Genomic DNA, 22,224 nt, shown 5'->3' on the forward strand with positions numbered 1-22,224 from the left:
CCCAACCCAGCCGACAGGAACGATTTTCTCCGCCAAGCTCCAACAGGAGCATGGTTGTCCACCGAGGCAGGCCAGTCAAGCATGACTTGGCCCGCCTGGGTGGGAAAGGCAAAAGCCGTTCCGGCGCCTGTTTCAGGCGGACGGCTGTTTGGTTTTCCTGAGATAAGGCAGGATGGTGTCAAAGGCGCCAAAGCGCTTGATCGCATCCTCGTTGGAAACGGCGGCGGTGATGATGACGTCCTCGCCTTGCTTCCAGTTTGCCGGTGTCGCCACCTGATGCTTGGCGGTGAGCTGCATGGAATCGACCGCGCGCAGGATCTCATCGAAGTTGCGGCCCGTAGTCATCGGATAGGTCAGCACCAGCTTGATCTTCTTGTCCGGTCCGATGACATAGACCGAGCGCACGGTGGCGTTGTCTGCGGGCGTTCGGCCTTCCGAGGTCTCGCCGGCGCCGGCGGGCAGCATGTCGTAGAGCTTGGCGACCTTGAGGTCCTTGTCGCCAATCAGCGGATAATGCACCGTCTGGCCGGTCGCCGTCTTGATGTCGGCCTGCCATTTGTCGTGGCTCGCAACCGGATCGACGGAGATGCCGATGATCTTGACGTTGCGTTTCTTGAACTCGCCTTCCAGCCCGGCCATCGTGCCAAGCTCGGTCGTGCAGACCGGCGTGAAATTCTTCGGGTGGCTGAACAGGATCGCCCAGCCGTCACCGATCCAGTCGTGAAAGCTGATCGTCCCTTGCGTGGTCTCGGCGGTGAAATCCGGTGCGATGTCGTTGATACGAAGGCTCATGGTTCCTACCCCTGTGAATGCCGCCCGTTGGCGGTCTGCCACCCTTTTTACCACTCCATCGGCGACGTTCAAAACGGTGAGGCCACCCGGCAGTGATGCAGGCCGCGAAAAATTTTCGCCTTTTCCTGGGGAATGTAGAAATTTCGCTGTCGGCGTCGCGAAAGACTAGGATTTCACGGCCAGCGACGTGGCGAGATCTTCCATGCGCTGCGCCAGCGCGCCAAGCGCGTTGGTCAGCACGCTGTCGCTCTTGTCAGCCTTGGTCAGTGCCTCGTCGCGCGTCTTGCGCAAGGTCAGCACTTCGCTTTCCATGCCCTTGACGCGCTTCTGCAGTTCCGAGAGTTCGTCCATCACCATGATGCCGGCCATGACGGTCAGCCGCTGGTCGCCGATTTCGCCAAAGGAATCCTTCAGATGCGAGACATAGCGGTCGAAGCGTTCGGCGAGATCGATCAGATGCTCTTCCTGGCCTTCGTCGCAAGCCATCCGATACTGTTTGCCGTCGATTGAAACCGTGACCTGTGCCATGGGCCAGCTCCTATCTGTCCAACACGGCGCGGATGGTTTCCATGGCGGTCACCAGCCGTCGCGAGACTTCCTTGTTGGCATCCTCCAGCCGTTCGGCGCGCGCTTCGGAATTGTCGAGTTCCTGCGCCAGCCTGGAGCGGTCGGCATTCATCCGCTGCACCTCGGCCTCGGCTTCCGAGTAATCGCGTTCATGCTCCAGCTTGGCCGCGACGGCGCTTTCCAGCCCCTCAATGGCCTTGCCCAGCCTGGCGATGACTTCCTTGAGCGTGGTTTCCCCGGTCATGGCCTTCGTCCTGTGCCCTGCCCATCACCGAATCGTTCGCGTTCAGAACGCGTTATCCGTGAAACATTAGGCACCGGGTGAAGGCAACGTCAACAAAGCTCTCGCGACTGTCCCCCGCTAACGCTAATGTAGGGCCGCCGCCAGCATCACAAGACCGGCAAATCTGCGCCCGATTTGTTGACTAAAAGCCCGCGCCTGCTATGTGTCGCGCACCTTTTCAAGGGCGCTCCCAAGCCCCCAAACCCCCACCTTTGGAGGAACCATGACGTCGCGTGAACAACATGATCGGATGGCCAATGCGATCCGCTTTCTCTCCATGGATGCCGTCGAGAAGGCCCAGTCCGGCCATCCCGGCCTGCCCATGGGCTGCGCCGACATTGCAACGGTGCTGTTCACCCGCTTCCTGAAATACGATCCCAAAGCCCCGCACTGGCCCGACCGCGACCGCTTCATCCTGTCGGCTGGCCATGGCTCGATGCTGCTCTATTCGCTGCTGCATCTGACCGGCTACGAAGACATGACCATCGACCAGATCAAGCACTTCCGCCAGCTCGGCTCCAAGACCGCCGGCCATCCCGAATACGGCCACGCCACCGGCATCGAGACGACGACCGGCCCGCTCGGCCAGGGCCTCGCCAATTCGGTTGGCTTCGCGCTCGGCGAGCGCATCATGAACGCCGCTTTCGGCAACGACCTCGTCAGCCACTACACCTATGTGCTGGCCGGCGACGGCTGCCTGATGGAGGGCGTTTCCCAGGAAGCCATTGCGCTGGCCGGGCATCTCAAGCTCAACAAGCTGATCGTCTTCTGGGACAACAACAACATCTCGATCGACGGCCCGGTCTCGCTGGCCGACAACACCGACCAGGTTGCCCGTTTCCAGGCCTCCGGCTGGAACGCCAGCCATATCGACGGCACCGATCCGGAAGCCATCGCCTACGCCATCGAAGCCGCCCGCCATTCCGACAAGCCGACGATGATCGCCTGCAAGACGACCATCGGCTTCGGCGCGCCGACCAAGGCCGGCACCAACAAGGCACACGGTTCGCCGCTCGGCGCCGACGAGATCGCCGGTGCGCGCAAGTTCTTCAACTGGGAGTCGCCGCCCTTCGAGATTCCGGCCGACATCCTCGATGCCTGGCGCACCGCCGGCAAGGCCGGAGCCAAGCCGCGCGCCGACTGGGAAGGCCGTCTCGCCAAGGCCGAGCCGAAGCTGAAGGCCGAGTTCGAGCGCCGGCTCGCCGGCAAGCTGCCGTCCAATTTCGACGCCGTCATCGCCGACTACAAGAAGAAGCTCTCGGCCGACAAGCCGAAGGTCGCCACCCGCAAATCGTCGGAAATGGCGCTTGAGGTCATCAACGGCGCCGTTCCGGAAACTATCGGCGGCTCCGCCGACCTGACCGGCTCCAACAACACCAAGACCAGCCAGACCAAGAACATCACGCCGGACGATTACGGCCAGCGCTATGTCCACTACGGCATCCGCGAGCACGGCATGGCGGCGGCCATCAACGGCCTGACGCTGCATGGCGGCCTCATCGCCTATGGCGGCACCTTCATGTGCTTCTCCGACTATGCTCGCCCGTCGATGCGGCTTTCCTCGCTGATGGGCATCCGCTCGATCTTCGTCATGACCCATGATTCCATCGGTCTGGGCGAGGACGGCCCGACCCACCAGCCGGTCGAGCATCTGGCAGCGCTGCGCGCCATTCCCAACCACAATGTCTTCCGCCCGGCCGACGCCGTGGAAACCGCGGAATGCTGGCAGATCGCGCTCGAATCCGAAAAGACGCCGTCGACGCTGGCGCTGACCCGCCAGAACCTGCCGACGGTGCGCATCGAGCACTCGGCCAAGAACCTGAGCAGCCAGGGCGCTTACGAACTGGCCGCGGCCAGCGGCGAGGCGGCAGTGACGATCTTCGCCACCGGCTCCGAGGTCGAGATCGCACTCGGCGCCCGCGACCTGCTCGAGAAGCATGGCCACCCGACCCGCGTCGTGTCGGTGCCTTGCTTCGAGCTGTTCGACAAGCAGAGCGACGACTACCGCAAGAAGACGATCGGCAACGCGCCTATCAAGATGGCGATCGAGGCCGGCATCCGCCAGGGTTGGGACCATCTCATCGGCTCGGACGGCATCTTCGTCGGCATGACCGGCTTCGGCGCCTCGGGCACGATCGAGCAGCTCTACCCGCATTTCGGCATCACCGCCGAGGCGGCGGCCAAGGCGGCGGAAGCCCGCCTGCACGCCAAGTAAGGCTCAGCATGCCGCCCAAAACTGTGTCGCGGTTTGGGATAATGGCATGCACAAAACAGAAATGCCCCCGGCGAAACCGCGCAAAGCGATTTCGCCGGACTGGCCCAACCTAATCGATTTAAATCTGCGTCGCTGCGGCTGGATTCTTTGCCCATCCGCCGCTATGAAGCTGCGGACCCCATCGTCAGCCTTCCAGCTCCCAGGGAGAGAAAAATGACCGTCAGAGTTGCCATCAACGGATTCGGCCGCATCGGCCGCAACATCCTGCGCGCCATCCATGAATCCGGCCGCAAGGACATCGACGTCGTCGCCGTCAACGATCTCGGTCCGGTCGAGACCAATGCGCACCTGCTGCGCTACGACAGCGTGCACGGCCGCTTCCCGCATGAAGTGTCGGTTTCCGGCGACCAGATCACCGTCGGCAAGGAAAAGTTCAAGGTCACCGCCATCAAGGATCCGACGCAGCTGCCTTGGAAGGAGCTCGGTGTCGACATCGCGCTCGAATGCACCGGCATCTTCACCGCTCGGGACAAGGCCGCCTCGCACCTGACCGCCGGCGCCAAGCGCGTGCTGGTCTCGGCACCTGCCGATGGCGCCGACCTGACCGTGGTCTACGGCATCAACCACGACAAGCTGACCAAGGACCATATCGTCATCTCGAACGCGTCCTGCACCACCAACTGCCTGGCGCCGCTGGCCGCCGTGCTGCATGAGACGGTCGGCATCGAAAAAGGCATGATGACGACGATCCACTCCTACACCGGCGACCAGCCGACGCTGGACACCATGCACAAGGATCTCTACCGCGCCCGTGCAGCGGCGCTGTCGCAGATCCCGACCTCGACCGGCGCGGCCAAGGCCATCGGCCTCGTGCTCCCCGACCTCAAGGGCAAGCTCGACGGCATCTCGATCCGCGTGCCGACCCCGAACGTCTCGGTCGTCGACTTCAAGTTCATCGCCAAGCGCGCCACCACCGTGCAGGAAATCAACGAAGCGGTCATCGCCGCCTCCAATGGCAAGCTGAAGGGAATTCTCGGCGTCACCCATCACCCGAATGTCTCGATCGACTTCAACCATGATCCGCGCTCCTCGATCATGGCGCTCGACCAGACCAAGGTGATGGACGGCAACTTCGTTTCGGTGCTGTCCTGGTACGACAATGAGTGGGGCTTCTCCAACCGCATGGGCGACACCGCCGTCGCCTTCGGCAAGACCATCGCCTGATCGAAGACTACCTTCTCGAGACCTGAAACGCCCGGCTTCGTCCGGGCGTTTTTCATTTGCCGGAGCAGCAACGCCAGTTGCCGGAAAATCAGCGGCATAGGGCAAAAAACCACCCTCCCGCCTTGCACTGGCCATGCCTTCGCCCCACTCTCCCGTAAATCGATAGAAAGAGGAATTCGAGGGGCAAATCACGGATGGAGCATGCGATCTATCTCGTTACGCTGGTCGGCACGGCGCTCGTTGTCGCCGCCGCGTTTTCGAGCCTGATCGCCTTCCGCTTCGGTGCCCCCCTCCTGCTGCTCTTTCTCTGCATCGGGCTCGCCACCGGAACCGATGGCCTCGGCATAGAATTCGACAATGCCCGCATCGCCTATTTTGCCGGCTCACTGGCTCTCGCCGTCATCCTGTTCGATTCCGGCTTCGGCACGCCGCTCAACGCCTTGCGGCAGGCGGCCGGCCCGGCGCTGTCGCTGGCGACCTTCGGCGTGCTTCTCACCACCGGCCTGTTCGGCGCCGCGGCCTACTATCTGCTTGACCTCACCTGGCTGGAATCCTTCCTGCTCGGCGCCGCCGTCGCTTCGACCGACGCCGCGGCGGTGTTCTTCCTGCTGCGCGCCGGCGAGATCAATCTGCGTGAGCGTGTGCGCTCGACGCTCGAGGTGGAATCCGGCACCAACGACCCGATCGCCATCTTCCTGACCATCACCCTCGTCGAGGTCATCGCCGCCCACGCCAACCCCGAAACCAATGTCCTGGTCACCAACCTGATCCTCGGCTTCCTCGTCAATATGGGCCTTGGCGCCGTCGTCGGCGCGCTCGGTGGCCTTGCCATCGTGCGTCTCGTCGACCGGCTCAATCTCGACCACGGCCTGCTGCCGATCTTCGTGCTGACCCTGTCACTGATGGTCTTCGCCGCCGCCGGCGCCATCGGCGGCTCGGGCTTCCTGGCGGTCTATATCGCCGGCCTCATTGCCGGCAATTCCGACATCCGCGCCGTCACCATCCTCAAGCGCTTCCAGGACGGCATGTCGTGGCTGGCGCAGATCATCATGTTCCTGATCCTCGGCCTGTTCGCCACCCCCTCGCAATTTCCGGCGATCATGGTGCCGGCGATAGCGCTTGGCCTGTTCCTGATGTTTGTCGCCCGCCCGATCGCTGTCTGGCTCTGCCTGATCCCGTTCCGCCTGCCGCGCCCCGAAGTCGCCTTCGTCTCCTGGGTCGGCCTGCGCGGCGCCGTCTCGATCCTGCTCGCCATCACACCGCTGCTCGGCGGGCTGGAGAACGGCCGCACCATCTTCAACGCCGCCTTCATCATCGTACTGGTGTCGCTGGTCATCCAGGGCTGGACCGTCGGACCGCTGGCGCGTCGCCTCGGTCTCATCGTGCCGGCGCGCCTTGGACCGCTGGACAAGGTCGAGCTGGAATTGCCGGGCTCCGCCCATCACGAGCTTCTCGCCTATCGCGTGGCGCATGGCAGCCCGGTGGCGCGCGGCGAGCGCATTCCGCGTTGGGCGCGGCCCTCGCTGGTGCTGCGCGACGGCCGCTCGATGCGCTTTCAGGACATGGGCCGGCTCGCCGCCGGCGACCAGGTCTACATCTTCGTGCCGGACCGCTACCCGCGCCTGCTCGACAAGCTGTTCGCCAGCCGCGCGGTGGTCGACCCGGAAGACGCCGATTTCTTCGGCGCCTTCGCCGTCGACCCGGCGCGCGCCGCGGCCGAATTGGAGGCAGCGTACGCGCCGGGTCTGACCGAGGCGGAGCAGAAGCTCACCGTCGGCGCGCTGGTCACGGCGCGGCTTGGCGGCCATGCCGAATACGCCGATCGCGTGCTGATCGGCTCGATCGAGCTGATCGTCAGGGATGTCGACGACAAGGGCAGGATCACGGGTCTCGGTCTTTCCTTCGAGCCGACCGCGCCGGTGGCGCGGGTGCCGGTGTTCCTGAGCGCCGGCGAGATGGGCGACCGCCTCGGCGCCTTCATCCGCAATTGGCGCAAGCCGACCGAGACGCAGGAAGCGGCAGCACAGGCCGAAGACGCCCCCAAGCCGCCGGTTGAAAAAGCCACGACCGGGAGCTGAGAAGGGCGATCGCTGGCCCTGCCCCGTCATCACCGGGCGATGTTCACGGACTATGTTCCTGCCCGCCTGAAAATTTCGCATCGCGTCGCGGCCAAAGCCTTGCATCGTCACCGATGCGGGGTATGGTCCCGGCGATTTTCCCGAGGAAAGGAACCCGCATGGCCGCCTTCAAGACACTGGACGATATCGGCAACATCAGCGGCAAGCGCGTGCTGGTGCGCGTCGACCTCAACGTTCCCGTCGCCGACGGCAAGGTCACCGACGCCACCCGCATCGAACGCATCGCGCCGACCATCGCCGAACTGTCGGGCAAGGGCGCCAAGGTCATCCTGCTCGCCCATTTCGGCCGGCCCAAGGATGGGCCATCCCCGGAATTCTCGCTGGAGCCGATCGCCAGGGCGACGGCCGAGGTGCTCGGCCGTCCCGTCGGCTTTGCCTCGGATTGCGTCGGCGACATGGCGGGAAGTGCTGTCGCGGCCATGAACAAGGGTGACGTGCTGCTCTTCGAAAATACCCGTTTCTACAAGGCCGAGGAGAAGAACGACCCGGCCTTCAGCGAGCGGCTCGCCGCCAATGGCGACATTTTCGTCAACGACGCCTTTTCCGCGGCGCACCGCGCCCACTCTTCCACAGAGGGGCTGGCGCGTCTGTTGCCTTCCTTTGCTGGCCGCACCATGCAGGCCGAGCTCGAAGCGCTGGAGAAGGGCCTGGGCAACCCGGTCCGCCCGGTCGTGGCGATCGTCGGCGGCGCCAAGGTCTCGACCAAGATCGACCTGCTGATGAACCTGGTGAAGAAGGTCGACGCGCTGGTCATCGGCGGCGGCATGGCCAACACCTTCCTTGCCGCGCGCGGCACCGATGTCGGCAAGTCGCTGTGCGAGCATGATCTTGCCCCCACCGCCAAGCAGATCATGATCGAGGCCGCCGAGGCCGGCTGCGCCATCATCCTGCCGGTCGACGGTGTCGTCGCCAAGGAATTCAAGGCGGGCGCCGCCTGCGAGACCGTCGCCATCTCCGACGTGCCGGCCGATGGCATGATCCTGGATGTCGGCGAAAAGACCGTGAAGACGATCGGCGAATGGATCGACCGCGCCGCGACACTGGTCTGGAACGGCCCGCTTGGCGCCTTCGAGATCGAGCCGTTCGATCACGCCACGGTGGCGGCGGCAAAACACGCGGCCGCGCGCACCAAGGCCGGCAAGCTGGTCTCCGTTGCGGGTGGCGGCGACACGGTGGCGGCGCTCAACCACGCCGGCGTCGCCGACGACTTCACCTATGTCTCTACCGCCGGCGGCGCCTTCCTGGAATGGATGGAAGGCAAGCCTCTGCCAGGCGTCGACGTGCTGAAGCGCTGAGGCGCGATCAACACAAAGAGGCGCCCGGGACTTTCAATCGATTCGAGCTTTCCGATGCCATTCCTTTGGCGGTAGATTTCCGTTAAGCGCGGAACGAACCCTTTTCAGGAGAAGCATGATGAGCGAACGTCTCGAAGACATTGCCGCCGCGATCGTGGCCAACGGCAAGGGCCTGCTGGCCGCCGACGAAAGTTCCGGCACCATCAAGAAGCGTTTCGACGTCATCGGCGTCGAATCGACCGCCGACAGCCGCCGCGACTATCGCGAGATGATGTTCCGCGCCAGGGACGCGATGACCAAGTACATTTCCGGCGTCATCCTCTATGACGAGACCATCCGCCAGAAGGCCGCCGACGGCACGCCTCTGGTCGACATCATCAAGGCATCAGGCGCCATCCCCGGCATCAAGGTCGATGCCGGCGCCAAGCCGCTGGCCGGCTTTCCCGGCGACACTGTCACCGAGGGCCTCGACGGCCTGCGCGAGCGGCTTGCCGACTATTACAAGCTCGGCGCCCGCTTCGCCAAATGGCGCGCGGTGATCGACATCGACACCGGCAAGGGCGTGCCCTCGGCCAATTCGATCAACTCGAACACCCACGCGCTCGCCCGCTATGCCGCCCTTTGCCAGGAAGCCGGCATCGTGCCGATCGTCGAGCCGGAAGTGCTGATGGACGGCGCCCACGACATCGGCACCTGCTACGACGTCTCGAAGGCGACGCTGATCAAGCTTTATGATGAACTCCATGCGGCGCGCGTCGTCCTCGAAGGCACGATCCTGAAGCCCAACATGGTGCTGTCGGGCAAGAAGTCGGGCACTGTGGACAGTCCCGAAAAGGTCGCCGAGATGACCATAAAACTGTTCCGCGAGACGGTGCCGGCGGCGGTCCCGGGCATCGCCTTCCTCTCCGGCGGCCAGGAGGACGAGGAGGCGACCGCCAACCTCAACGCCATCAACGCCATCGGCCCGCACCCGTGGAAGCTGACCTTCTCCTATGGCCGCGCGCTGCAGGCCGCTCCACAGAAGGCATGGAGCGGCAAGGCGTCGAACGTCGCCGCCGGTCAGGCCGCCTTCACCCATCGCGCCCACATGAACTATCTGGCGGCGCTCGGAAAATGGAAGGCAAGCCTCGAACAGGCCGCCTGAGCACAGCGCTTCCGTCATCGTTCAAACCCGGGCCAATGCGCCCGGGTTTTTGTTGTCTGCGATTTGGGGGAAGACCTCTTCATCCCTATTTCCTCTGGGCGTTGCCGGCGATGTCGGTTTGCGCTCGTCCCGAACGTCCTTGGGATGAGAGAGACAGGGAGAGGTTCATGCATCGCAACAAGGTCGTTTCACGCGAAGACTGGTTCCAGGCGCACAAGGCGCATCTGGCGCGTGAGAAGGAACTGACGCGGTTGCGCGAACGTGTTGCGGCCGAGCGGCGGGAACTGCCCTGGCTGAAAGTAAGGAAGGACTACGTCTTTGAGACGGAGCAAGGGCCGAAGAAACTGGCCGAGCTTTTCGCCAACCGCAGCCAGTTGATCGTCTACCACTTCGTGTTCGCGCCAGGTTCCACCCATCACTGCGAAAGCTGTGCCTTCGTCGCCGACCATATGGACGGCGCCAACCGGCATCTCAGGCATCATGACGTGTCGCTTGTCACCATATCACGGGCGCCGCTCGTCGAGCTGCTGCCCTACAAGCAGCGCATGGGCTGGACATTCGACTGGGTGTCTTCCTATGCGTCGGACTTCAACTTCGATATGCAGGTGTCCTTCACCGACAGACAGATCGCATCCGGCGAAGCGGTCTACAATTTCGAAACACCGGTGCTGACGTCGAAGGACCTGCCCGGCACCACCGTCTTCTACAAGGGCGAAACCGGTGACATCTTTCTGACCTTCATGTCACGCGCCCGCGGCAGCGAGCAGTTCATCGGCGCCTACCAGTACCTCGACATTGCACCGAAAGGTCGTGACGAGACCGGTCCATACGGGACCTTCATGGACTGGGTGCGGCTGCACGATGAATATGGCAACAGGTCGCAACGGGACGATGTATGCCCTTAGAGCAATTCCAGGAAAAGTGTGAGCGGTTTTCCGTTCGGAATTGCGTCAAAACAAAGAGTTAGAGTGGTTCGCCGTTTCCATGAAACGGTGGACCGCTCTAAGGAACCGGCCGGCGATGCAAGGATCCGTTCACCTCGGCCCAAACATGCGCTAAGCCTGCCACAGATCATTCCACGGTTCCGCCATGCGCTTCCCGGCCTTTCTCACCTGGCTCGCCTTCCCCGTCTATGTCTGGCAGGGGCTCGGCGTACGCCGCCGCACCACGCGCATGCTGCCGGCACAGGGACCGGTCATGCACGATCTCGCCGGCAAGGCGCCTGATATCTCGCTTCTGGTGCTGGGCGACTCCTCGGCCGCCTCGGTCGGCATCGGCAATTCCGAGGACGGGCTTGCCGCGCAGCTCGCTGTGCTGATCTCGCAGCACACCGGCCGCGCCGTGCGCTGGCGCGCCGCCGGCTTCAATTCGGCGACGTCGGGCCAGATCCGCGACCATGTCCTGCCCAATCTGTCGGCCGACCCATGGACGCATATCGTGCTTGCCATCGGCACCAACGACACCAAGAATTTTCATTCGGTGCCGCGCTTCAAGAAGGAGTTCGGCGGCCTGCTCTACGGCCTGCGCGCCAAATGGCCGGAAGCGCGGGTGGTGTGGTCGCCCGTGCTGGAGTTCACGCGGGCGCCGGCCATGCCGCCCCTGCTCGGCAAGATCCTCGAGATCCGCGCCACCGCGATGAACCGGATGGGCGAACGGCTCTGCCTGGAGCGCGGCGCGGTGCCGGCCCCACGCCTGCCGATCACCAATCCGGAACAAGGTTTCGCCTCGGACGGCTTCCACGCCTCGGAGGCGGGCTACCGCGCCTGGGCCGAGCATCTCGTCGGCCTGGTGCTCGCCAGCTGAACACCGACGGCCGATACGGCTTGCAGACCTATGTCAAATGCCCGAGCACGGCCGCCAGCGAGATCGCGGCCATGGCCAGCAGCGCCAGCTTCCAGAAATCGCCGCGGCGCTTGAGTCCCGGCCAGCCGATCGGTTTGATCAGCTGGATGACCATAAAGCCGACGATGACAAGGGCGAGGAGTTTCGTCATGCCGCCTTTGACCAGCAACGTCGCCGGCTGTCAAAGCGCCTTGTTCGATCTCTGAGAAAGAACAGGCGCCACAATCCGAACCGGAAACGCGGCGCCCACCTTTCAGGCAGTGATCTATTTCAGCGGCCTGAGGCCGGCTTCGATCGACGAGCGCTTCGGTTCGAGGAACGGCGGCAGGGCCAGGCTTTCGCCCAGCGTCTCCAGCGGCTCGTCGGCGGTGAAGCCCGGCCCGTCCGTGGCGATCTCGAACAGGATACCATTGGGCTCACGGAAATAGAGTGAGCGGAAGTAGTAGCGCTCGACCTCGCCGCTCGACGGCAGGCGGAATTCGGCCAAACGGGCGGTCCATTGATGCAGTGTCTCCTGGTCCGGCGCCCTGAAGGCAACATGGTGAACCGCACCAGCGCCTTGCCTCGCGGGAGCCAGCCCGGGCTGCACGGCGACATGAAGCTCCGCCGCCGGCCCGCCAGCGCCCATTTCAAAGACGTGGACCTGGCCCTCGCCATCCGGCGAAGCATAGTCGCGGCCCTTTCGCATGTTCATCACTCGGGTCAGCACCGCCTCGGTGTTGGTGATGTCGGGGACGCTGATGACGATCGGCCCGAGCCCGCGGATCTGATGCTCGGCCGGCACCGGGCTTTGCGCCCAGGGATGGCTGCCGCCCTTGCCGCCATCGCTGACGAGCCGCAGACGCTGGCCTTCAGGATCCTCGAAATCGAGGGAGGGGTAGCCGCCGATGTCGGCAATCTCTCCTGTCACGATGTTTTCGCCTGCCAGGTGCTGCTTCCACCATGCCAGGCTCTCCGGGCTGCCGACCCTGAGGCTGGTCCGCGCGATGCTGTGGGTGCCGCGCCGTTCGCGGCCAACCGGCCAGTCGAAGAAGGTCAGGTCGGTGCCTGGCGTCGCTTCGCCGTCGGCATAGAAAAGGTGATAGGCCGACGTGTCGTCCTGGTTCACCGTCTTCTTGACCAGCCGCAAGCCCAGCACCTTCGTGTAGAAATGAAGATTGCCCGGTGCGTTGGCGGTGATGGCGGTCAGATGGTGGATTCCTGTCAGTTGCAGGCTCATGGTCGTCTCCCTGGCTTTGGGGAAGAATTTTCTCCCTTCATATCAGAACTCCGGTCACCTCGCTGAAGGCCGCCGATCCCGACAGTCCGTCGTCCATGACTGAACAACGATGCCCCTCCGGGCGCCGTTGTGGTGAACAATCCCCATCCATGAGCTGGTCGAAGGGTCACCATCCGAGGACGCTTCCAACAACCGGAGCGATCGTCGCGCGCCCTGCCATCCTCCTGACAGACTGCTGTCAGGAGGGGTATGCGATACTGCCTCCAGTTAAAGAGAGGAGAATAGTCATGAACGGTTTCACCATCCTGCGCGGCATGCAGCACTATGTCGGCAAGGTTCGCACCATGCGCAACGAAATTCGCACGCAGCGTTTCCTGAACACGCTGCCCGCGGACATCCGCAAGGATATCGGCTGGCCTGATATGTATGCCGAACGTCGCATCCGGGGCAATTGAGGCGAATTTTTCGACATCGATATTGGACACGGATGCGCCAATGCCCAGATATAGGTGCGGCGCGCTGGGGGACGGAGCGAGCTTATGCCTGATCAGAAGACAATCGGCTTCGTCTTCATCGAAGGTTTTGCCGACTGGGAATATGGTTTGCTGGCCGCCTCGGCGGTTGAGTGGTTCGGTGCTCGTGCCGTGTCTTTGACCCCGGGACGCAGACCAGTGACCGGGATCAGCGGCTTCCGGCTGGCGCCCGACCGCTCAGCCGGCATCGACGAGAATGCCGATCTTGACGCAGTCGCCGTCATCGGTTCCGACCAGTGGGCGGGCAAAACGCCTCCCGATGTCGCTCAACTGCTCAATGCCGTTGCAACGCGCAGCGGCGTCGTCGGCGGCATCTGCGCCGGTACGCTGGCACTGGCCCGGGCCGGCATGTTCGAACAAGCCAAACATACCAGCAATGGCCGCGACTGGATCAACGGACATGAGGCCGGCTATGCCGGCCACGGCAACTATCTGGACGTGCCGCATGCGGTCACCGACGGCAAGATCGTGTCCGCGCCAGGTTCGGCGCCCGGCACCTTTGCCCTTGCCTTTCTGAAAACGCTCTATCCCGAAAGAGGCGTCGATCTCGCACGGATGCGGACGCTGTTTGCCAAGGAATATGCTGAAGCCTCCTGACAGTATGCTGTCAGGAGGGACGTGCGATGATGGGATAATGCGCATGGCCGGCCGAGAGAACGATCGATGAAAAGTTGGAACGACAGGCTGAACACGCCTGGCATCAACGGTGTGAAACCAACGCCGCGCACAGTGGGTGACGTGGTCGAAGGCCAGCCGATGCTGGTGCCGACCGCGCGCCAGGTCGACGCTTTCATCCGCTCGATTCCCGAAGGTGTCGAGATGGATGTCCGTGCGTTGCGCACCGCCCTTGCCATCGAACATGGCGCCGAAGTGACATGTCCGGTCACCATCGGCTACCATTTGCGCACGGTTGCCGAAGCCGCCAGGGAAGATCTCGAGCGCGGCATGACTCTGAGCGACGTCGCCCCCTTCTGGCGCGTGCTCGATGCGAAGACGCCGACAACGAAGAAACTGTCCTTTGGCGCGGAATTCATCGCCGCGCAGCGCAAGCGCGAAGGACTGAAACCGTAATGAATGTCGCCTGGAAGCGGCTCCGGTCCGGGAGCCGCTCCAGCAACAACACTGGGGAAGCAAACGATGCGCCGCGCCGACAGGCTCTTTCAGATCGTGCAGCATCTGCGGGGTGGCCGTCTGGTCACCGCCCAGAAGCTCGGCACGTGGCTCGAGGTTTCCGAGCGGACGATCTATCGCGACATAGCCGACCTGCAGTCGACGGGAGTGCCGATCGACGGCGAGGCTGGCGTCGGCTACATGATGAGGGAGGGTTTCGATCTTCCGCCGCTGATGTTTACGCGTGACGAGATCGTGGCGCTGGTTGCCGGTGCGCGCATGGTGCGCGCCTTTGGCGGCGCCGCCATGGCACGGGCCGCCGACGAGGCGTTGGTCAAGATCGGCGCGGTGCTACCCGATACCGAGAAGGACCGCATCGCCCGTACCGAGATCCACACGCCGATGTGGGTGGTCAGCGACGCCGCCCGCGAGGCGATCGACCTGATCGAGCGTGCAGTCGAAAAGCGCCAGGTGCTGACCATCGACTATTGCGACGAGGCCGGGCGCGGCACCGCGCGCGACATCAGGCCGCTCGGCCTTTGGTTCTGGGGCAAGGTCTGGACGCTGGTCGCCTGGTGCGAGATGCGCGACGACTTCCGCGCCTTCCGCATTGACCGCATCGCCTCGGTGGTGATCGCCGGCCGCATCTTCAAGCCGGAGCGCGGCAAGCAGCTTGCCGACTTCTACCGCGCCGTGGAGCGCAGCGAGGATTACGGCATGGCGCCGGACCGCGTGGCGCGAAGCTAAGACTGCGTATGGAACAAAAAAAGCCCGCTCGAAGCGGGCTTTTTTTAAGCGCGACCTGCCTTTTCGCTATGGCTCCGGGCGTTCGTCGCTTCAATAGTTGTCGATTGATCGGCCAAGGCCGACCTCTCCTCACTCGTCGTCAGCGTCTTCGTTCTTCGACTTCAGCGCCGAGAGCTTGGCGAACACGGCGTTGGCGTCGAGTTCGGCATCCTCGTCCTTCGGCTTTTCGGGCGCCGGCACCAGCCGCTCGGTCAGGGCCGCCGGCAGCAGCGTGTCGCCGACCGGCTGGGCCTGTTCGCGGCCGCGCGAGGCGCGGTTGACTTCCATGTCGAGGTCGATCTGCGAGGCGAGACCCAGCGTCACCGGGTCCATCGGCTGCAGATTGGCCGAATTCCAGTGCTTGCGTTCGCGAATCTGCTCGATCGTCGACTTGGTGGTGCCGACGAGACGCGAAATCTGCGCGTCCTTGAGTTCGGGATGGTTGCGCACCAGCCACAGGATGGCGTTCGGCCGGTCCTGGCGCTTCGACAGCGGCGTGTAGCGCGGGCCTTTGCGCTTGGATTCCGGCACCCGCACCTTGGGGTCGGAAAGCTTCAGGCGCTGGTTCGGGTCCTTCTCGGCGCGCGCGATCTCGTCGCGGGTCAGCTGGCCGGTCATGATCGGGTCCATGCCCTTGATGCCTTGCGCCGATTCGCCGTCGGCGATCGCCTTGACCTCGAGCGGATGCAGTCCGCAGAACTGCGCGATCTGCTCGAAGGAGAGCGCGGTGTTGTCGACCAGCCAGACGGCGGTCGCCTTGGGCATCAACAGCGTATTGGCCATTTCAAAAATCCTTCTCGTTCGCCCGCGTTCCCGCGCGGGCGGTGGTTTAGAGCCACCAAAATGGGAAATTCGCGGCCTGTATAACCGTTCCCTTGCCGTTTCGCAATGTTTTTGGCGGCGCGGCCGCCCCGATGGGTTCGAGAGCCGGCAAGCGCGTTCGGATGGCTGAGCCGCAGCGACGTTAGCCAAGGGGACCGGCACCTTTGAGCAGGCCGCAGAAGTGCTGCGCGCTCCTGGAATTGCCAGGGCAACTGCCTGGCCCCAAAAAGACAAAACCCGCTGGACGAGGTCCAGCGGGCTCGGAACCGGAAACGGGGAACGTCTGCGACGGCTCTACTTCTCAACACGAGCCCGGCCCTGCGGCCGGGTCATGCTTGATATCAGATCGCCTGGCGGGCGATCCGTTCGATGTCGGCGCGGTTGATGCCGAGATCGCTGAGCTGACGCGCGTTGAGACGGTTCAGTTCGCGCACGGTCTCGTTGTACATGCGCCAGTTACGGAAAGCGCGGATCGGGTTCATGGTAGTCCTCCTGATGGGGTGTTCGTTTCGATGCTGCACAGATAGTGATCATCGATGGGGACTTGAACGGCCGATTTTGCATAGCAATGATGCAAATGCTGCATTGCACCATTAAGCCTCTGTTCATCTTGTAGGCAGCCTGGCCCAGGCCCGGACGTGTCGAGATTCAGGTCAGGCCGAGCCGAGAATGGTGGTTTCCGAGAACCGGAGCGGAGCGTACTAGGGTACGTGAGCACCGGAAGCGCAGGAAGCCGCCATTCGCAGGCCGGGCTCACCTGAATATCGCCGTCCTAGCCGACGTCGAGCACGATCTTGCCAATATGCTCGCCCTCCTCCATCCGCTCATGCGCACGCCAGGCATCGGTAAGCGGGTAGATCATGTCCATGACAGGTGCGACCTTGCGTGTGCCGAGCAGCGGCCACACCTGTGCCTCCAGCGCCGCTGCGATCGCCGCCTTGAACTCGACAGTGCGCGGCCTGAGCGTCGAACCGGTGTGGGTCAGCCGCTTGACCATGATCTTCGAAAAATCGGCGCTGGCGACAGCACCAGCCTGCACGGCGATCTGGACAATGCGGCCCTCGACGGCTGCCGCCTCGTAGTTGCGCTGGACATAGTCGCCGCCGACCATGTCGAGGATGACAGTGGCGCCCTTGCCATCCGTCGCCTCCTTGACCGCCGTGACGAAATCTTCCTCGCGGTAATTGATCGCCCGGTCGGCGCCGAGCTTCAGGCAGGCGTCGCATTTCTCCTTGGACCCGGCGGTGGTGATGACATAGGCGCCGAAGGCCGAAGCCAGCTGGATCGCCGTCGTGCCGATGCCGGACGAGCCGCCATGCACCAGCAGCGTCTCGCCTTTCTTCAGGGCGCCGCGTTCGAACACATTGTGCCAGACGGTGAAATAGTTTTCCGGCACCGCCGCTGCTTCGGTGTGGGTGAAACCGGCGGGCAGCGGCAGCACGCTGCCGGAGTGAACCTTGACATATTCGGCATAGCCGCCGCCGGGAGTCAGCGCGCACACCCGGTCGCCGATGCGCCAGCGCGATATCTCGTCGCCAAGGGCAGCCACTTCGCCCGACACTTCGAGGCCCGGCAGGTCCGATGCGCCGGGCGGCGGCGGATAGGCGCCCTTGCGCTGCTGCACGTCGGGCCGGTTGACGCCGGCGGCATGCACCTTGATCAGGATCTCACCTGGGCCGGGCTGCGGCACATCGCGCGTTTCCGGTTTCAGCACCCGTGGGCCACCCGGTACCGAGATAGCGATTGCCGTCATCCTCGCCGGAATTTTTTGTCCGCTCGCCATGAAGTTTCCCGTCTTTCCTCGCCGCATTCTTACCGGCTGTTTGCATCGACGCCCTTGCCCTATGTATGCTGATTGCCAAATCAGGCAAATGGCCAATCTGGTGTGGCGGAGGAGGAGCAACGATGGCGATCTTCGACGACGAACCCAAGAAGAAGGCACGCCCGCACGAGATCGGGCAGGACCTGTCGCTGCTCTCGGTTGGCGAATTGTCGGAGCGCATCGGCATCCTTCGCGACGAGATCGCCAGGCTGGAGGCGGAGCTCAAGGCCAAGGACAACACAAAGTCGGCCGCCGAGGCACTGTTCCGCCGCGGATAGAGGATCGGGACGCAACGGCTCGCCGCTGAAAAGCCCGAATGCGACTGTCTTCAGACCCTGCCATCCCTTTCAGCGTCCAGCCGGATCAAAAAATGCTCGCATCCTACCGACCGATCCTCTCCCTGCTTCGCGGCACTGCTTTCCTGCTGGCGGCATCGGGCCTGCATGGGCTGCTGCTTCCCCTGCGCGGTCAGGTGGAAGGGTTCTCGACCGCATCGCTCGGCCTGATGGGCACGGCCTGGGCCGGCGGCTTCGTCACCGGCTGCTTCTTTGCCCCGCGCATCGTGCGCCGTGCCGGGCATGTGCGCGCTTTCGGCGCCTTTGCCGCGTCCGGAGCCATCGTGGCCCTGCTCACCGGCCTGATCATCGATGAATATGTCTGGATCCTCTTGCGCGCCTTCACCGGCTTCACCATGGCTGGCGCCTTCATGGTCATCGAGAGCTGGCTGAACGAGAAGGCCACCAACGAGAATCGCGGCACCGTCTTCGGCCTCTACATGATGGTCACCTATGCCTCGATCATGGGCGGCCAGATGATCGTCGCCGGCGGTGACGTGAAATCGGCCTCGCTGTTCATGATCACCGGCATCCTGTTCTGCCTGTCGCTGCTCCCGACCGCGGTTTCGACGGCGTCGCACCCCAAGCCGCTGCAGGACGTCAAGCTCGACGTCAAAGGGCTCTACGCCAACTCTCCGGTATCGGCGATCGCCTGCCTTTTGATCGGCATCGCCAACGGCGCCTGGGGCACGCTTGGTGCGGTCTATGGTGCCCGCATCGGCATTTCCACCGCCGAGATCGCCTTGATGATGAGCCTTGTCGTCGTCGCCGGTGCCGCCATGCAGCTGCCGGCCGGTCGTCTGTCCGACAAGACCGACCGGCGTTTCGTGCTGGCCGGCGCCGCTTTCGGCGCGGCGCTGTTCGCGCTTCTGATCTTCCTGTTCGAACCGCGCTCGGGCATCTTCGTCATCGTCTTTACCGCCGCCTATGGCGCTTTTGCCTACACGCTCTATTCGATCGCCGTTGCGCATGCCAACGACCACGCCCGTGCCGAGGACTTCGTCAAGGTGTCGGGCGGACTGCTGCTGCTTTACGGCTTCGGCACCATGATCGGGCCTTTGCTGGCGGCGGCGCTGATGGGCTGGATGCGCCCGGAGGGCCTGTTCCTGGCCACTGCCTTCGCGCATCTGTCATTGGCAGGCTACACGCTGCTGCGCATCAGCCGCCGCGCTCCGGTGCCGATCGGCGATCGCGACGCGTTCAAGACGCAGCCGGCCGACCGCTCGGTGACGCCGGAAGCATTGCGGCTTGACCCAAGAAGAAAAGCAGAAGCAGACAGTTGAGATTCGAAAAACTTTGCCTCACAAATGAGGCATGATGTTTTCCGACGCCTTCATGGCGATCGCCGACCCCAATCGGCGCCACCTTCTGGAAGAACTTCGACGCGGTCCGAAGACCGTCAACGAGTTGGCGGCCGGACTTCCAGTCTCGCGCCCGGCCGTATCGCAGCATCTGAAAGTGTTGCTCGACGCCGGATTGGTCAACGCCAAGGCTGAAGGCACGCGGCGCGTGTACACGGTAAGCAATGCCGGCTTCCTGAGACTCAACATCTGGCTCGATCAATTCTGGGAAGCGTGACCGTTTCTGGTCGCCGCCGAGCAATTCCTTCAAGTCGTTTTGTCCAGAAAGGCGTCGAGCAAATCGAGCAACACCCCCGTCCCGTGCTCGCGCGTCGACGGCGTGTCATGGCCGTCGAGGAAAGCGCCCTGCTCGGTCAGCACCAGCCGCGTGCCCTCGCCCTCGGCAAAAAGTTGGATCGTGGCCAGCGACACGGAGATGCGGGTTTCGCCAAACAGCATGTCGTAGCTGTAGACGATGCGCTGGTCCGGCACGATGTCCTGATAGGTGGCGGTATAGACATGGATCGGACCATCTTTCGGCCCGCCGGCATTTACCTCCTTGCCGCCGACGCGAAAGTCCATTTCAAAACGGCCGGGCATCGGATTGTCGGGATCGGTGAACCAGCGCCGCTTGGCGTCCGCGTTGCCGAGCGCGAAGAAGACTTTCGACGGCGGCGCCGGATAGAGACGCTCGATGATGAAGGTGGAATGGACGACTGATCGTTCGGTCATGTTGGTTTCCTTCAGTTTTCGTCTTTGTTTTGCGCCAGAAAATCGCCCAGCCGATCCAGCCGGCGCTCCCAGGCGAGGCGCCGCTCGTTGATCCAGTGTTCGGCCGCCCTCAGCGCCATGGGCTCGATCTGGCAGGTCCGTACCCGCCCCACCTTCTGCGTGCGCACCAGGCCGCTCGCCTCCAGAAGGTTCAGATGCTGGACGACGGCCGACAGCGACATCGCCAGCGGCTCGGCCAGTTGGCTGACCGAGGCCGGGCCGCGCGACAGCCTGTCGACCATCTGCCGCCGCGCCGGATCGGCGAGCGCCTGGAACATCAGGTCGAGCTGGGCGGGATCGTGCAGCATCCCGGTCAGCCGTTATTGTAGGGGAAGAACTTGAAGTAGGGCTGCGCCTCCTCGATCACCTTGGCAAAGGCGGGGCGCTGCAGCAGGCGGTCGTGATAGCGCTTCACGGCGGGATATTTGTCGCCGAACGGCTCGACCTTGTTGGCATAGAAGAGCGCCGGAGACGCCGCGCAATCGGCCAGGCTGAAGGCCTCGCCCACCGCCCAGGTCTTCGATTGCATCTCCTGTTCGACGATGGCGTAGGAATTGCGCAGCTGGCCGCGCGCCTGCTCGACGCCGAACGGATCGGTCCTGTCCTGCGGCCGCAACCGGTCGCCGACGATCTTCTGCATCGGCTCCTGCACATAGAAATCATAGAAGCGGTCGGCCTGGCGGACCGCCAGCGCCTGGTCGATATCGGCGGGAACGAGCTCGACCGGCCCCGGATAGTGCGCGGCCAGATATTCCACGACGATGGTCGATTCCAGCACCGAGCGGTCGCGCGCATCGTCGCGCAGCGCCGGCATCTTGCCGCTCGGCGATATCTTCAGGAAGGCCGCGCGCGAGTGCTCGTCGCCGAGATCGACGATGACCGGCTTGAAGGCCGTGCCATTCTCGTAAAGCGCAATCAGCGGCTTCCAGCAGAAGGAGGCCAGCGGATGGAAATGCAGCGTGAGGGACATTTTTTGCTCGTCTGTTTCGTGGTTCGTCGATGGGCGGGAGATCGACACTGAAGCATTTACTTAACTATTGCGCCGTGCCTTGTCCGTCAAGACCACCTGCGAAGGTTCAATTGGATCGGATATGCGCAACAATGGCGGCTGATATCGCCGGCCAGTCTTGCGGATGCAGCTCATGGCCGCCGCCCGCGACGCGAAGGAGTTTCGCGCCGGCGACCGTTTTGGCCAGCGCCTCGCCATGTTCGACCGGAAAGATCGGATCTGATGTGCCATGGATGACCAGCAGTGGCGCCGCCATCTCTTGCAGGCGACCCTTCCACGCATCGCCACCCTTGAGTGAAAAATGATTGGTAGCGCTCAGGAATCCGCCGGAGCGGTCGTAATCCTTTTCGATGAAGGCTCTCATCTGGACCTCGTCGAACGGATGTGTGGTGCTGGCGATCGCCCTGGTATCCCTGACCATGAAATCGATCACTTGGCGGCGGTCCGACCAGTCGACATCGACGCCTGCGGCCGAATGCTCGATATAGGCGTCGGTTGTCTGCGGCAGATGCGAAGTGTCCATCCCCACCGGCGAACTGCTGACCACCGTCAACGACGCGACGCGTGACGGGTGCTTGAGCGCCACGAGTTGCGCGATCATGCCGCCCATCGACATGCCGGCGACATGGGCCTTGCCAATGCCATGGCTGTCCAGCACGCCAATCGCGTCATCCGCCATGTCGTCGAATGTGTAGGGCGGCTTGCCCGGCGGATATTTGGTCGATCGGCCGGTATCGCGATTGTCATAGCGGATCACATACAGGCTGGCATCCGCCAGCTCACGGCAAAATGTCTCCGGCCACCACAGCATCGAGGCCATCGCGCCCATGATCAAGAGCAGTGCGGGATTTTCAGGATCGCCGAAGGCTTCGGATTTGATCTCGGGGCGATTGATCGTCGTCATCACACAGTCTCCTGATCTGATTGCATTTTGCAATCGGTTGCACCATAATAAGACTGATACGATAATGCAACTG

26 protein-coding genes are annotated in these 22,224 nt (G+C 63.5%); 14 read left to right on the forward strand and 12 right to left on the reverse strand.

Features of this window, described 5'->3' with window-relative positions; all coding sequences use genetic code 11:
* Window positions 1-132: 132 nt before the first annotated feature.
* From MAFF_RS15745 to MAFF_RS15755, 3 genes are all read right to left on the reverse strand, one after another.
* The gene (locus MAFF_RS15745) at window positions 133-792 is read right to left on the reverse strand and encodes a peroxiredoxin (protein WP_010911916.1); all 660 of its coding nucleotides are present in this window, start codon (window positions 790-792) and stop codon (window positions 133-135) included.
* Between the two features lie 165 nt (window positions 793-957).
* The gene (locus MAFF_RS15750; protein WP_010911917.1) at window positions 958-1,320 is read right to left on the reverse strand and encodes a cell division protein ZapA; all 363 of its coding nucleotides are present in this window, start codon (window positions 1,318-1,320) and stop codon (window positions 958-960) included.
* Between the two features lie 10 nt (window positions 1,321-1,330).
* Window positions 1,331-1,603 (reverse strand): DUF4164 domain-containing protein, encoded by a 273-nt coding sequence (locus tag MAFF_RS15755; protein ID WP_010911918.1) that lies wholly within the window; start codon window positions 1,601-1,603, stop codon window positions 1,331-1,333.
* Between the two features lie 262 nt (window positions 1,604-1,865).
* On the opposite strand from MAFF_RS15755, the gene tkt reads away from it, so the two are divergent.
* From tkt to MAFF_RS15790, 7 genes are all read left to right on the forward strand, one after another.
* Entirely contained in the window at window positions 1,866-3,857 is a 1,992-nt protein-coding gene (gene tkt, locus MAFF_RS15760) for a transketolase (protein ID WP_032931981.1), read from the forward strand.
* 213 nt (window positions 3,858-4,070) lie between these two features.
* On the forward strand, window positions 4,071-5,081 hold the full coding sequence (gene gap / locus MAFF_RS15765) for a type I glyceraldehyde-3-phosphate dehydrogenase (protein WP_010911920.1): 1,011 nt from the start codon (window positions 4,071-4,073) through the stop codon (window positions 5,079-5,081).
* 194 nt (window positions 5,082-5,275) lie between these two features.
* Window positions 5,276-7,159, forward strand: a complete 1,884-nt coding sequence (locus tag MAFF_RS15770; protein WP_010911921.1) for a potassium/proton antiporter — start codon at window positions 5,276-5,278, stop codon at window positions 7,157-7,159.
* A 158-nt stretch (window positions 7,160-7,317) separates the two neighbouring features.
* Window positions 7,318-8,514 carry a phosphoglycerate kinase gene (locus MAFF_RS15775; RefSeq protein ID WP_010911922.1) on the forward strand — a complete coding sequence of 399 codons (1,197 nt, stop codon included), beginning with the start codon at window positions 7,318-7,320 and terminating at the stop codon, window positions 8,512-8,514.
* Between the two features lie 118 nt (window positions 8,515-8,632).
* Window positions 8,633-9,658, forward strand: a complete 1,026-nt coding sequence (locus tag MAFF_RS15780) for a class I fructose-bisphosphate aldolase (RefSeq protein ID WP_044550977.1) — start codon at window positions 8,633-8,635, stop codon at window positions 9,656-9,658.
* 167 nt (window positions 9,659-9,825) lie between these two features.
* Entirely contained in the window at window positions 9,826-10,563 is a 738-nt protein-coding gene (locus MAFF_RS15785; protein ID WP_044548373.1) for a DUF899 domain-containing protein, read from the forward strand.
* A gap of 184 nt (window positions 10,564-10,747) precedes the next feature.
* Entirely contained in the window at window positions 10,748-11,461 is a 714-nt protein-coding gene (locus MAFF_RS15790; protein ID WP_010911925.1) for an SGNH/GDSL hydrolase family protein, read from the forward strand.
* 28 nt (window positions 11,462-11,489) lie between these two features.
* Here MAFF_RS15790 and MAFF_RS15795 read toward each other — a convergent pair whose 3' ends face one another.
* Both MAFF_RS15795 and MAFF_RS15800 read right to left on the reverse strand, forming a co-directional pair.
* Window positions 11,490-11,669 (reverse strand): hypothetical protein, encoded by a 180-nt coding sequence (locus MAFF_RS15795; RefSeq protein ID WP_032931990.1) that lies wholly within the window; start codon window positions 11,667-11,669, stop codon window positions 11,490-11,492.
* 96 nt (window positions 11,670-11,765) lie between these two features.
* On the reverse strand, window positions 11,766-12,719 hold the full coding sequence (locus MAFF_RS15800) for a ring-cleaving dioxygenase (RefSeq protein WP_010911926.1): 954 nt from the start codon (window positions 12,717-12,719) through the stop codon (window positions 11,766-11,768).
* 287 nt (window positions 12,720-13,006) lie between these two features.
* Here MAFF_RS15800 and MAFF_RS40035 point away from each other — a divergent pair, with 287 nt between their 5' ends.
* The 4 genes from MAFF_RS40035 (at window position 13,007) to MAFF_RS15815 (ending at window position 15,109) form a co-directional block, all read left to right on the forward strand.
* On the forward strand, window positions 13,007-13,174 hold the full coding sequence (locus MAFF_RS40035; protein WP_080511871.1) for a hypothetical protein: 168 nt from the start codon (window positions 13,007-13,009) through the stop codon (window positions 13,172-13,174).
* Window positions 13,175-13,258: 84 nt separating this feature from the next.
* Window positions 13,259-13,849: a type 1 glutamine amidotransferase family protein gene (locus MAFF_RS15805; protein ID WP_010911928.1), complete on the forward strand. Its 591-nt coding sequence runs from the start codon at window positions 13,259-13,261 to the stop codon at window positions 13,847-13,849.
* Window positions 13,850-13,915: 66 nt separating this feature from the next.
* Window positions 13,916-14,323: a hypothetical protein gene (locus MAFF_RS15810; RefSeq protein WP_010911929.1), complete on the forward strand. Its 408-nt coding sequence runs from the start codon at window positions 13,916-13,918 to the stop codon at window positions 14,321-14,323.
* Window positions 14,324-14,389: 66 nt separating this feature from the next.
* Window positions 14,390-15,109: a helix-turn-helix transcriptional regulator gene (locus MAFF_RS15815; protein WP_010911930.1), complete on the forward strand. Its 720-nt coding sequence runs from the start codon at window positions 14,390-14,392 to the stop codon at window positions 15,107-15,109.
* 129 nt (window positions 15,110-15,238) lie between these two features.
* On the opposite strand, the gene MAFF_RS15820 is transcribed toward MAFF_RS15815, so the two are convergent.
* From MAFF_RS15820 to MAFF_RS15825, 3 genes are all read right to left on the reverse strand, one after another.
* On the reverse strand, window positions 15,239-15,931 hold the full coding sequence (locus tag MAFF_RS15820; RefSeq protein WP_044548374.1) for a DUF1013 domain-containing protein: 693 nt from the start codon (window positions 15,929-15,931) through the stop codon (window positions 15,239-15,241).
* A gap of 380 nt (window positions 15,932-16,311) precedes the next feature.
* Window positions 16,312-16,452: a DUF1127 domain-containing protein gene (locus MAFF_RS37100; protein WP_064987068.1), complete on the reverse strand. Its 141-nt coding sequence runs from the start codon at window positions 16,450-16,452 to the stop codon at window positions 16,312-16,314.
* Between the two features lie 290 nt (window positions 16,453-16,742).
* Complete coding sequence (locus tag MAFF_RS15825; protein ID WP_032932001.1) at window positions 16,743-17,753, reverse strand: NAD(P)H-quinone oxidoreductase; 1,011 nt, start codon at window positions 17,751-17,753, stop codon at window positions 16,743-16,745.
* A 122-nt stretch (window positions 17,754-17,875) separates the two neighbouring features.
* On the opposite strand from MAFF_RS15825, the gene MAFF_RS15830 reads away from it, so the two are divergent.
* The 3 genes from MAFF_RS15830 to MAFF_RS15840 all read left to right on the forward strand — a co-directional run bounded on the left by MAFF_RS15830 (window position 17,876) and on the right by MAFF_RS15840 (window position 19,705).
* Window positions 17,876-18,070 (forward strand): DUF1192 domain-containing protein, encoded by a 195-nt coding sequence (locus tag MAFF_RS15830; protein WP_027047479.1) that lies wholly within the window; start codon window positions 17,876-17,878, stop codon window positions 18,068-18,070.
* 92 nt (window positions 18,071-18,162) lie between these two features.
* Window positions 18,163-19,410: an MFS transporter gene (locus tag MAFF_RS15835; RefSeq protein WP_010911935.1), complete on the forward strand. Its 1,248-nt coding sequence runs from the start codon at window positions 18,163-18,165 to the stop codon at window positions 19,408-19,410.
* Window positions 19,411-19,441: 31 nt separating this feature from the next.
* Window positions 19,442-19,705, forward strand: a complete 264-nt coding sequence (locus MAFF_RS15840; protein ID WP_010911936.1) for an ArsR/SmtB family transcription factor — start codon at window positions 19,442-19,444, stop codon at window positions 19,703-19,705.
* A gap of 29 nt (window positions 19,706-19,734) precedes the next feature.
* Here the strand turns inward: MAFF_RS15840 and MAFF_RS15845 are convergent, their stop codons facing one another.
* The 4 genes from MAFF_RS15845 to MAFF_RS15860 form a co-directional block, all read right to left on the reverse strand.
* On the reverse strand, window positions 19,735-20,199 hold the full coding sequence (locus tag MAFF_RS15845) for an SRPBCC family protein (RefSeq protein ID WP_010911937.1): 465 nt from the start codon (window positions 20,197-20,199) through the stop codon (window positions 19,735-19,737).
* Between the two features lie 11 nt (window positions 20,200-20,210).
* A complete protein-coding gene (locus MAFF_RS15850) occupies window positions 20,211-20,546 on the reverse strand; it encodes an ArsR/SmtB family transcription factor (RefSeq protein WP_010911938.1) in 336 nt (111 codons plus the stop codon).
* A gap of 5 nt (window positions 20,547-20,551) precedes the next feature.
* The gene (locus tag MAFF_RS15855; RefSeq protein ID WP_010911939.1) at window positions 20,552-21,208 is read right to left on the reverse strand and encodes a glutathione S-transferase family protein; all 657 of its coding nucleotides are present in this window, start codon (window positions 21,206-21,208) and stop codon (window positions 20,552-20,554) included.
* A 106-nt stretch (window positions 21,209-21,314) separates the two neighbouring features.
* Window positions 21,315-22,151: an alpha/beta fold hydrolase gene (locus tag MAFF_RS15860; RefSeq protein ID WP_044548375.1), complete on the reverse strand. Its 837-nt coding sequence runs from the start codon at window positions 22,149-22,151 to the stop codon at window positions 21,315-21,317.
* Between the last annotated feature and the right edge of the window lie 73 nt (window positions 22,152-22,224).

This window comes from Mesorhizobium japonicum MAFF 303099, from assembly GCF_000009625.1.
Taxonomy (GTDB): domain Bacteria; phylum Pseudomonadota; class Alphaproteobacteria; order Rhizobiales; family Rhizobiaceae; genus Mesorhizobium; species Mesorhizobium japonicum.